A 10380-nucleotide genomic window follows, 5' to 3' on the forward strand; every position below is an offset into this window, starting at 1 on the left:
ACTGGAAGTTTCGGCGACGAAGAGCTCGGCGGAAAGACCAAGCGAGGCGGCGTGAGGCGTTGCACCACGGGCTCCTAGGGTCATGTCGCCGTGGCAGCGTCAAGCGCTAGCGATTTGGGGAGGGCGCGTGACCTCGGCAGGGCTCAGTCTGCGTCCGCGGTAGAGATCGGTCTGCGCACCACCAGGTGCGTCGCCCGGGCTCGGTTGGGCGTCAGTCAGCAAGGGGACCAGATCAAGAGTAGGCTCGGGTATGCGCCGGACCACCTTCACACTCTTCACGTTGTCGCTGATCACAGTGCCGCTGACCGCGGACGCCGAGTACCGCTACCTTTGCACGTCAGTGCCCGGGGCGTGCGAGTACTCGCCGGCCGACGTGCCCAAGCTGCTCGCTGATGTCTGCTACTACCCGAGCAGCAACGCGACCCGGGTGAAGGGCACGGCTCCTTGCCCGCTGGGGAGCAAGGCGTTCACGGTGATCTACGGGGAGATCGTGGATCCCCAAACAGGCGATGTCGCAGCGTATGCGCCGCTCGACGATGCGTGTGCGGCGGGGCTCTGTCTCGACTTCGTGCCGCACGGCTCGCCCCAACCGTACACGATCTGTTGCGAGAACGGCGGGCCGTGCTGGCCCGGCGGAGGGTGCGGAGGGGTGCTCTACTGGTGCCACGATGGGGTTTGCAACGAGGATGGCACCGTGTCCTGCTTCGACGCTGAGTCGGTGTAGACCAGACTGTGACCGTTCTCTCGTCGTTCCCGGGCTTTGCCTTCGAGTGTCTGGTCGGCGGCGTCTCGGGTGAAGAGTATCGCTAGATTCCACGCGTCTAAGGCGGCATCCCGGTACTTGATGCGCTGTTCGACATCAACCGCAGTGGCCGCTTGTAGCTCGAATTGGACCGCGACCTCCCCACTTACAATCGCAAGTTCACGAGACAAGTCCTTGTTGAGTACAACCCTTTTTCCCATCTCCAGTCGCCGGAGCGCACCATCCACGTTCCCGATGCGCGCAGCAGAGATCGCGGCCCACCCCATGCACCTCAGGTGGGCCCCCACGACGAACTCGGAGGAGCCCTCCCCTGACGACATCAGCAGCGTGGTCATGGGGGCGACGAGCGTGATCGAGACGAGCACGACCGCGGCACCCATCACCAACAGCTCGCGCCAGGGTCGTCGCCAGGGCGCCAGGGCATCGTGCAACGCCTGCATGCTCGGAAACCGCTGCTCCGGTTGAGGCGACAGCCCGCGCCGCAGCGCCCGAACCACGCGCCGCGACGCTCGGGGCTTGCCCACCGCACCCGCGGCGATCGCCTGCAGGCGTGCTTGCGTCGTCGTGTCGTGTGTACACGCCCCAAACGGATTGACCCCGCTCAACGCCTCCCACAGCGCCACGCAGAACGAGAACTGATCAGACCGTTCGTCGCCGGGCTGGGCGCGCAGCCGCTCGATCGGCGCATAGTTGATCGTCCCTTCGAACAACCCGAGCTCCGTGAAGTCGCGCTCGAGCGTGTCGAGGTGGCGGGCCAGTCCAAAGTCGACGACGACGGCTTGCCCGTTGGCGCCGATGCGGACATTGCTGGGCTTGAAGTCACGATGAACCAGGCCCTTCGCATGAACGGCCCCAATTCCGCGCGCCGCCCCCAGATAGTGCTCAATGATCTGTTTGGAGGTCGCGCCGTCGCACGCGGCGCGCAGCGTTGGACCCTCTTGCAGCTCCAGCACAAAGTAGCGGTAGTCAGGTCCGACACCATGATCATGGATTGCCAACACGTTTGGATGGCGGAGCTTCGCCAGCATCTGGCCCTCGCGCAGCGCAATATCGCGTTCACCGAGATCGAGAACCTTCAAGGCCACGCGGCGGCCAAAGTCATGGTCGATCGCCTCATACACCCTGCCGTATCCCCCCGACCCGATCTCGCGCACCAGCTCGAAGCGCTCGCCTTTGACGAATACTGGCGCGTGCCGACCCAACTTACCCATCACTTGGGCGACGGCAAACTCTCGGTCCACGGAGCGCGCCTTGTCGGCGTCGTCTTCGAGCCGACCGGTGTCGTCTCCGAGGGGACCCGTGCTGTGTCCGCTACTGGGCCCGCTACTTCGTGATAGAACTGACGGCATGGCCCAGACAGATGCAGAACTGTTGGCGCTCATTCGCGAGGGAGATCAGGACGCTCAGGTCGCCTTTGCTCAGCGACACGTGATCTGGACCCGAGTCTACGCCAACCGGCGCGGCGCGAGCGATCCTCTGGCCAGGGACATCAGCCAAGACGTGGTCGTGCAGATGATCTCTCGGCCACCGCTCGACCTGCAGGACACGAGCGCTCGCGGGTACATGCGCAGGATCATTCGCCGCATGATCGCCTGGGCAGACATGCAGTCGCTCGTGGCGGAGCTCACCGGTCTGACCAACGTGGAGGCCAGTCAAACGGGCCCCCTCACAGCCGCGGAGCGGCAAGAGCAACTAAGCGCGGTCTGGCGGGCGATCTGCGAGCTCTCCACGGCTGAGCGCGCCGTGTTCCCGCTTCGCTATGGCCAGGGTCTGACGTTTGCCGAGATCGCCAAGATCACCGACCGGCCCGAGAAGACCGTGTGGGTCTCCCACCACCGGGCGCTCAAGAAGATGCGCAGGAAACTTTCTCGATTTTTTGTGTAGGAATTCAGGCGAGAATCCCAACTAGTTAAGGGTGGACCCAGGACAGCACGCCGTCGCAAGCCAGGTACGAACGCCGACACTCAACCGGGGGAGCCTCGTCCCAACGGCGCCCCCCAGGAGCCGAGGGCCGCACGAGGACGTGAACTGGCCTTCGTGCTGGCAATGGAGGCCCGCCAAGCGGCCCTGCTGACGGCGCTGCACCGGATGAGTCCAAGGCTGACGCTCGCGCGGCTGGACCTGCTCTTGCGCGACTGCTACGGCGAAGCGCTCGCCAAGATCACCGTGACGCAGCTGGGCGAGGCGACACCGCGGGCCTCGATCTGGCGCGGACCCAACCAATCGCTCGAGGATGCCGTGATGCAGGTGTTCCGCGCGCGGCCGAATGAGGCGTTCAGCTCTGGCTTCTTCATCCGCCACACGGGGCTGCGGCGGCGGACCGCACAATCGCTGCTCGCCGACCTCGCAGATCGAGGCTGGCTCGAACGCGAGGGCAAGACATCCGGCACGAGATATCGCCTGGCGGCGCGGCTCATCGCCAGTCGAGCTATCGCCCAATGACGGCCAATGTCATGGACAAACCCGACAAGCCAAGCTCGTTCGGCGCTCACGTCAAACGTCTCCGCGAGGTTCGGCGCCTGACCCAAGAGGAGCTGGCCGACCGGAGCGGGCTCGCGGCCGACACGATCCGGCGGCTCGAGCATCAGGATTTCTCGCCGTCATTGCGAACGCTACGCAAGGTCTGCAAGGGCCTGGGTCTCTCGATCGCGGCGTTGTTCGGGAGCTTCGAGCTTGGCGGTGTCACTGAAGAGGTCGCCCGCATCAGCGGCCTGCTGATCGGACGCTCCCCCGCGGAGCTGAAGCTGCTCGAGCGGGTGCTTGCGACCCTGATCGAAGAGCTTGATCGCCCTCACTGATCCGCAAGCTCGAACTTGGACTCGGCGGCCCTTCGTCGATGATGGGTTGGAGTATGTGATCGTCAGCTGGCGCCGTCGCCAGACACCTGCGACCATCGCTGGCATCTGTTCGCCGACGACAGATCGGACCCGCGCAGCTCGAACCCAGAGTTCATGCAATCGGCCTCGCCCCCGAAACGAGATACTGTCGACTCGCTTCCATCCGCTCGCGGCTGAATTTGGGCCAGACCGATTCGTCCCGTTTTTCGCGCGATGACCGATCTGCGGGCACTTCATGCTGCCGCTCGCACCGCAACAGTATTGACTAGAGCACCAAGCCCGCGCCGGGTGGGGACTATCCCAGCAGCCGCCGCCCGAGCTCGGCCAGCCACTGCCCCTCGGCCGTCGCATCCCCAGCGAGCTGCTCCGCGTGCTCGGCCGCCAGCAGCCGCCGCACGCCCTCGCCCGGCGACTCGAGCTTGGCGAGCGTCTGATACAGGACCGCGTGGGGCAGATCGACGCCCCGCGCAGCCTCCCATTGCGCGACCTCGGCCGCGAACGCCGGGTCACCAGCGAACGGCCGCTCGTCTGCGTTCGCAGGGCCCAACGCGTTGATCGCCGCGACGACCAGGTTTCGGCGATCCCCGTAGGTCATGGTGGCCAGGAACTCGGGCGCGAGCGGCTTACCAATCCAGATGTCTTGCCGACCCATGCCAACCGGGAACTCGAGCCGCTCGGTCAGCGGCTCGACGGGCAGCGCCCCCACGAAGCGAACCGGCACGACCGGGGCGTTCACGGCGATCGCCATGTCCAAGAACGCGCCGCTCATCTTTTGCACGCCAGTCGTGCACGACAGCGAGCGCGTGCCCTCGACGTGGACCATGACCGAGCGACCGACCCCGCGCATCTCGGCCGCGAGCTCGCCGATCACGGTCATCAAGCTGGACTTGTCTTCACGATCGAAGAAGGTGATCAGCCCCGGATCCCGGACGTTGGGGTACGAGAAGCAGTGCGCGATCAGGCGGCCCAACCACGTGGTCTTGTGCTCGATCTTGGCCAGCGTCACCGTTGGCACCTTGGCCAGCGCCGAGGCGATGACCGAGAACAACAAGGACTCCACGCCGACTTGGTGGTTGGCCAAGAACATGGTGCTGCGGCCCTCGATCGCGGCGAACGCCGCGGGGTCTTCGACCACCACCCGGCCAACGAAGCGATTGATCAAGCCGTAGTACAGATCCTCGACCGGCCAGGGATCACGCGCGAACCACTGCGTCCAAAACTCGCGGACCGGCGTGATGTCGAGCTCGCCAAGACCCGCGCCGTGGACACGGACCTCGGCCTCGCTGGTCTGGGCAGTCAGATCGAAGCGCGTCAGCGGCAGCGCCTGCGGGAGCTGCCGCGGGTGCAGGGCGTGGGCGGCCGCGATGTGCTCCTTGCGGGCGACCTGCTCGGGATCGCGGGTAGCGTAGATGCCGGCCACCGTGCCGGGTAGCCAGTCGCTGGCGTCGAGATCGGCGCGCGCGAGCGTGGTCTCGTTCGGGCCCGTGCGGGCCAGCGAGAGCCCGGGGACAGCTTGGTGGTCACGCAGGAACGCGCGGCGCTCGAGCGGCGCCGCGCTGCCGAGCGCGCCCTTGGGGAAGCAGGCTTCGACCAGACGGATCCGGCACCAGACGCCGCTGTCGCCGATCAGCTGGATCTCGAACGCGGGGAAGTCAGGCGAGCCGACCGTGCCGACCGGGCGGACCTCGCAGCGCAGCTTGGCCGACGGATCTGGGGTGGGGCCGAAGAGATCGATCTCGGGGATCCACGCCGGGTACGCGACCGTGTCGGCGCTTGGGCGCTGACCGGCGGGCCAGGTCCACTCGCTCAGGCGATCGTGGGGGATACCGTGGGTTGCGACGTCGAGCAGCGCGGGCGCGAGCTCGCCCCGCGGGACCTGGCCCGGGCCCTCGCGCTGGACCTGGACGATCGACGACGCGCCCTCACTGGTGCGGACCAGCTGCTCGAGCAATTGAAACGCTGGGCCGTGGAACAGCTCGCCGCTCGCGTAGGGCAGCTGCATCGGCTCGCCCGCCAAGGGCTCGAGCGCGGCCGGGCGATCTGCGTAGCGGCGGCCGATCACCAAGCGACCGCTGGCGACCTCGCGCTCGCTGCCGTCGGCCTCGACCACGCGCAGCTCGACGCGCTCGCGATCTCGCTCGATCCGCAGCTGCCGGGCCTCGTCGAGCACCAGCCAGCCCTTGACCCGAACGTCGCGCAGGCCGATCAGCCGCTCGTCGTCACGCCGGGCCGACGCGAGCAGGTCGACCATGCTCATCATCGGCAGCGCCGGCACGGTCCAGGTCGGGCAGTGGTCGCGCAGCCAGCCGTCGCGCGCGGGATCCAGGGTGATCGTGCGCCCGTCGCCAACCGGGGCGTCCTCGTCGTCGACGATCCGCATGCCCACGTTGGACGCCTCGTAGATCCGCTTGCCGTCGACCCACAGCGACGCGGTCGCCCTGGCGATCACGCCGCGCTCGTCGTCGTCGCGGCTGGTGATCTCGAGGGTCGTGTTGATCAGCGCGTTGCTGGGCACGACCTGGCCGCGGTACTTCCAGGTGATCGCCTCGTCGAGGGCGATCGCCTCGAAGCGCGGCGCCTGCATGCCGCTGTCCATACCCAGCTCGAGCATCGTCCACTGTAGGAGCTGCAGCATCGCCTCGATCCCGAGCGAGCCGGGCTGCACGGGGTCCTGGAAGAAGTGGGCCTTGAAGAACCACTCGTCTGGATCGACGCGCTTCTCGGCCCGCGCGAAGCCGAGGCCCGCCTCGCCACCTTCGGGATCAAAGCCGGTCACGCGATCGAGCATCAACAGCATCGGTCGGGCCATGCGGGCGCGGCCCGGGGTCGGCTTGCCGCCGTCTAGGGCCCAGCTGCGGGTGCTCGGGAGTTCGAGGAGCTCGCGCTGATCGGCCGTGGTCGGCAGCCCGGCTTGGTTCTCGAACGCCGCCGCCGGGAAGAACCCGAACACGGTGGTCATCGAGTAGATCAGCGCCTCGCCGAGGCGACACTCGACCTCGAAGCCCACAATGATCATCGAGGGGGTCTTCGACAGCGAGGTGTTGGTGACCTTGGTCGTGAGGACCTTGGCGTCCTCGCCCGGCGCGAAGGTGATCTCGGCGTGCTGGGTGCCGCTGCCGTCGAGGTTGCGGAACATCAGCGAGTCGCTGGAAGTCAGCGCGCAGCCCATGTAGCTCGCCAGCCACCCGCAGGGCTGCAGCGCGGCCTCGAGCAGGACCGCGAAGGGCACGCTGCGGTTGCCGTTCTCGGCCAGGTACCAGGCGCTCGCGGGGATGTCGTACTCGACCTGGACCCGCGCGCCGGACCGGGCTTCGCCGATCGGGCCTTCGACGTGGACCGCCCGGCTGATGAAGTGATACGGCGGGTTGGGCAGGCGGGCGACCGACTCGGCGCTGTCGAAGCGGGCGTAGACCGGACCGAACGCGTGGGTTGGCCGGCCTTGGGCGCAGGCGAGCATCGAGGGGTAGTCGAACGCGAACGCGCCGGCCGTCGCGATCGGGCCGGTGTGGGGGGCCGCGGCGTCGAGCAGCACGTGGCCCTCGTCGAGCGGCCAGCCCGGGACCAGGCTCAAGCCAACCCGGCGCGCGTGGAAGGCCTTGAGCCCGTCAACGGTGCACAGCAAGTCGGCGTAGACCGTGGGGATCGGGCCGGCGATCACCTCTTCAACGAACACCTCGTAGCGCAGCTGCTTGGCCTTGGGGGTGACCTGGCCGCGGCAGCTGAGCAAGAAGGGCTCGCCCTGGACCGGCTCGAAGCGCCAGCCGTCGCGGCGCGCGGTGAACCCCAAGCTGGCAAGGAACACCGACATCGCCTGCAGGCAGCCGTCGAACATCAAGGTGCCCGGCATGCACGGGTCATTGAAGAAGTGGCCGTCGAAGAACCAATGATCCGGGGTGATCGCCGTGGTCGCGCACAGGTAGCCGCGCTCCCACGGGCCGCCGCGGGCCTCGATCCGCTCGACGCTGTCGAGGAACAGCATCCGGCCGGCTTGGATCCGCGGCGTGCGGGTGTGGGTCTTGGCCCAGCTCCACGCGCTGCCAAAGCAGTCCCACGGGCGGCCGTCGGCGAAGGCCTGCAGCTGCTTCGCCGTCAGCGTCGCGTGCTCGCAGCGCAGCGCCGGGGGATCCAGGCGTGGCTCGGCGACGATCTCTTGGTCCTCGGGCCGCCACAGGCAGCCGTCCGAAGCCGCGAGCTCGGCGTCGGTGAAGAACCCCGCCTGGCCCTTGCGGACCGACAGGCGCAGGGCCCCGTCGATGTGGCAGTCGTAGTGAAAGAACATCAGCCGGGTCCCGCCTTGCTTGGCGTGCCCGTCGAGGTGGATGTCGAAGGCCAGGGTCTCCCCCACCCGCGGCAGGCCGCCGTGGTAGGTCAGCGTGCAGCCCAGCAGGCGGTAGACCCGATCGCTGCGGTTCTCGGCGTCAACGCCCAGGTAGCTGATCAGCAGGAGATCGGCCTGGCCGGACTCGATCATGATCCCGCCGGGCATGTGGCCGTCGTGCAGGTACCAGGCGTCGGGGCGGACGTCGGTCTCGGTCCAGATCGACCCCAGCTTCATCGACATCGGCTCGGCGTCGAGGCCGGTCACGCGGTCGGCGAGCAGCAGCGGCGGCTCGGGCATGCGGACCTGTCGCTCGAACTGATCTTGGCCGGCGAACGCCGGGCCCAGGATGTCCGAGACCCGGCCGCTGGCGTGGATCTCGAGGGCGGCGCGATCGAAGGTGGGGCCGATCGGCGGGCGCGGGCCGGAATGCTCTTCGACTGTGCTGGTGGGTTGCTGGCGCGGACGACGAGCGGGCGCGGTCGCGGGCGCGGACGCTTCAGCTGTCGGGGTCGGCGTGGGTGTGGGGACGTGCGGGGGCGCAGACGCGGGTGCGGTCGCAGGTCCGGCCGTCGGGGCCGGCGTGGCCGGTTGCACGGGAGCGAACGCGCGCGGGGACGCAGACGCGGCTGGAGCGAACGCGGGCGCGGCCGGCTGGGTGGGCGCGGCTGACTGCCCGGGAGCGAGCGCGTGGGGTGCCTGTGGCAACCCCGACGCAGGTGCGCCACCGATTGATCGAGCGCGCGCTGCTGCGGCGAGCACTTCGATGCTGCGCTCGTGCAGCGCCAGAAACTGCTGATGCAGGTTGGCCTGCGACTCGATGAAGGCGCGCTGCGCTTGGCCAAGCTCGGCCAGCTGGGCCTGCACGACCGTGGCTGCGAAGTTCGAGCCGGCGGGCGCGGGCGCAGGCGCAGGCGCAGGCGTGAAGCTCATGCTCGCGTCCACCGATGCCGGCGCGGGCGTGAAGCTCGTGCTCGCGCTGGGAGCCACCGCGCGCGTCAGCACGGCCGGTGGCTCCGCGCCGATCGGCGGAAGCGAGGGCGCGGGGGCCATGGTCTGGATCGACTGCGAAGCGCTCATGTCATCGTTCTCGTTTCCACGTAGCGGCTGGCTCGCCTGGGGGCGCGAGACGTTCGGCAACCGCAGCGCGACAGCGGGCGGGTGGGCTTCAAAGCCGAGCACGTGCCCAGAGCGCGAGCGCGCCTGCGACCGCTCACCCAGCGCCTCCAGCAGCGTCTCGGTCGAGACCGCCACGCCCGCGGCGAGCAGCGCGGCCGCGGCCTCGACCACAACCTCGAGTCCCCCACCCTTGCGATCCAGGGCCACGATCACCGCGTCGCGGGTGCCCAGGATCTCGCGGATCCACCGACTGCACCCAGCTTGCGGACCCTGCTCCACGAACACGCGGACCCCGTCGGCGTAGGCCCGCTCGATCACCGCCCGAAAGTCGAGCCGCCGATCCGCCTGACCCAGGATCGCGGCGGCGCACGCCTCGGTGCTTGGCGCATAGGCGCCCGCGTGGGCGCACGAGTAGACCCGCAGATCCGGCCGCGGCGTGACGGGCCAGCGGTGCAGGTTTAGCCAGGTCTCGCGGATCTGGGCGAGCTCGGGCACGTGCACGGCGAGGTCGTAGTGCAGTCGCAAGCAGCGAGCCGCGCCAAGCCGGGTCCGCACCCGCGCGCAGCCTTCGGGATCCCCGACGACGATGCCTTCGTGGTCATGGTGGATCACCGACAGGTGCACGCGCGGCTCGGGCTCGACGGCGGCCTCGATCTCGGCGATCGGAGCCACGACCGTCCAGGTCTCCCAGCCCGACGCGGCGGCGGCCGAACCCGGCCCCCACGCGCGCTGAACAGCCTTGCGCGGGCCGCCGATCTGCTCGGTGAACACCCCCGACTCACGACACGCGGCGACCATCGCGTCGTGGTCGGTCCAGATCCCCGTCGCGAACAAAGAGTTGCTCTCGCCGGACGAGTAGCCGATCACCGCGTCGGGCTTCAGGCCAAGCAGGTCCGCGCTGACCCGCGCGTGCAGCTGCGAGACGAACGAGCTGGCCCACAGCTGCTGCAAGGGCTCGACGTCGATCCAGGCGGCCTGGTACGCGGCGGCCAGACCGGGGCTGCGCGCGGCCAGCTCGCGACCGAGGTCCGGGACCGCGTCGAGCAGCGGCTGCGCCATGCCCTCGTAGGCCGCGCCCGCGCCGTTGAACACGAACGCGAGCTCGCCCCCGATCGGCGCGCGCCGAACGAACACGCCCGGTCCGGCCGGCGCGCCTGTACGCAGCTGTCGCAGCGCTCGCTCGATCCGCTGGCCGCGCTCGCCCGGGTTGCTGGCAACGATCACCGCGCGGCACGGCCCCCCGCCGCCGGGTTGCCCGCTGACCAGCGCGCGCTCGAGCGCGGCCTCGTCCGCGGCCGCGAACATCGACAGCGCGGGTGCGATCGGCTGGGGACGCAGGTGTA

6 protein-coding genes are annotated in these 10380 nt (G+C 68.9%); 4 read left to right on the top strand and 2 right to left on the bottom strand.

Features of this window, described 5'->3' with window-relative positions; genetic code table 11:
• Nucleotides 1-250: 250 nt before the first annotated feature.
• Nucleotides 251-724: a hypothetical protein gene (locus DB30_RS38990; RefSeq protein WP_052558985.1), complete on the top strand. Its 474-nt coding sequence runs from the start codon at nucleotides 251-253 to the stop codon at nucleotides 722-724.
• Here DB30_RS38990 and DB30_RS38995 read toward each other — a convergent pair.
• Nucleotides 655-1917 carry a serine/threonine-protein kinase gene (locus DB30_RS38995; RefSeq protein WP_205633171.1) on the bottom strand — a complete coding sequence of 421 codons (1263 nt, stop codon included), beginning with the start codon at nucleotides 1915-1917 and terminating at the stop codon, nucleotides 655-657. The genes DB30_RS38990 and DB30_RS38995 overlap by 70 nt on opposite strands.
• Before the next feature lie 193 nt (nucleotides 1918-2110).
• Between DB30_RS38995 and DB30_RS39000 the strand changes: the two genes are divergently transcribed.
• From DB30_RS39000 to DB30_RS39010, 3 genes are all read left to right on the top strand, one after another.
• Nucleotides 2111-2647: an RNA polymerase sigma factor gene (locus DB30_RS39000; protein WP_052558988.1), complete on the top strand. Its 537-nt coding sequence runs from the start codon at nucleotides 2111-2113 to the stop codon at nucleotides 2645-2647.
• Between the two features lie 162 nt (nucleotides 2648-2809).
• The gene (locus DB30_RS39005) at nucleotides 2810-3205 is read left to right on the top strand and encodes a hypothetical protein (protein ID WP_052558990.1); all 396 of its coding nucleotides are present in this window, start codon (nucleotides 2810-2812) and stop codon (nucleotides 3203-3205) included.
• Nucleotides 3206-3216: 11 nt separating this feature from the next.
• Entirely contained in the window at nucleotides 3217-3561 is a 345-nt protein-coding gene (locus DB30_RS39010) for a helix-turn-helix domain-containing protein (protein WP_052558992.1), read from the top strand.
• A gap of 334 nt (nucleotides 3562-3895) precedes the next feature.
• Here the strand turns inward: DB30_RS39010 and DB30_RS39015 are convergent, their stop codons facing one another.
• Nucleotides 3896-10342 (bottom strand): 1-acyl-sn-glycerol-3-phosphate acyltransferase, encoded by a 6447-nt coding sequence (locus DB30_RS39015; protein ID WP_052558994.1) that lies wholly within the window; start codon nucleotides 10340-10342, stop codon nucleotides 3896-3898.
• Between the last annotated feature and the right edge of the window lie 38 nt (nucleotides 10343-10380).

This window comes from Enhygromyxa salina (assembly GCF_000737335.2).
Classification (GTDB): Bacteria; Myxococcota_A; Polyangia; order Nannocystales; family Nannocystaceae; genus Plesiocystis; species Plesiocystis salina_C.

What these genes read in the sequence shown, in the direction of transcription:
- DB30_RS39000 (WP_052558988.1), top strand. Translation starts at nt 2,111, where the DNA reads ATGGCCCAGACAGATGCAGAACTGTTGGCGCTCATTCGCGAGGGAGAT.
- DB30_RS39010 (WP_052558992.1), top strand. Translation starts at nt 3,217, where the DNA reads ATGGACAAACCCGACAAGCCAAGCTCGTTCGGCGCTCACGTCAAACGT.
- DB30_RS38990 (WP_052558985.1), top strand. Translation starts at nt 251, where the DNA reads ATGCGCCGGACCACCTTCACACTCTTCACGTTGTCGCTGATCACAGTG.
- DB30_RS39005 (WP_052558990.1), top strand. Translation starts at nt 2,810, where the DNA reads ATGGAGGCCCGCCAAGCGGCCCTGCTGACGGCGCTGCACCGGATGAGT.
- DB30_RS39015 (WP_052558994.1), bottom strand. Translation starts at nt 10,342, where the DNA reads ATGTTCGCGGCCGCGGACGAGGCCGCGCTCGAGCGCGCGCTGGTCAGC.